This is a genomic window from [Mycobacterium] manitobense (assembly GCF_025821665.1).
Classification (GTDB): domain Bacteria; phylum Actinomycetota; class Actinomycetes; order Mycobacteriales; family Mycobacteriaceae; genus Mycobacterium; species Mycobacterium arseniciresistens.
Map to the genome: position 1 here is coordinate 1 of NZ_JACKSJ010000028.1, position 522 is coordinate 522.

At 61.9% G+C, this 522-nt stretch carries 1 pseudogene; it reads left to right on the forward strand.

What is annotated here, in order from left to right:
• Positions 1-200: 200 nt before the first annotated feature.
• Positions 201-522 (forward strand): annotated as a pseudogene (locus H7I41_RS04355) (cyclase family protein); the annotation flags it as partial.

Here is a 522-nt window from a genome sequence, read left to right on the forward strand (position 1 = left end):
GTCGGTGCTGGCATTCCTGAACAGTCCTGCTGCCAGTTACATATCCGGACAAGTGATCTGGGTGGATGGCGGTAGTCGGTGCTGGCATTCCTGAACAGTCCTGCTGCCAGTTACATATCCGGACAAGTGATCTGGGTGGATGGCGGTAGTGTCGCCAACAAGATCGCCGAGGGACTGGAGGTTCCCCGATAGTGGCCAACATGAACGATTTCCGTCGTGTCGCCGACGATGTCCGCAACTGGGGACGCTGGGGCGACGACGACGAACTCGGCACCCTGAACTTCATCACCGCCGACAAGGTGGCCGAGGCGGCCGCAACGGTCAAGAAAGGCACCGTCATCTCGCTCGGTGGTGACTTCGGTGCCAACGGCCCGCAGGGCGCGTTCAAGTTCCGGCAGAACCCGGTACACGTGATGACCGTGGACGGCGGGGATGCGCAGACCTTGGTCGAGTACGCGCCGGGCTGGGCCCGCAACTCGGTTGCGCAGGAACTCAGCTCGTTCTTCGTCGACAACCCGTTCC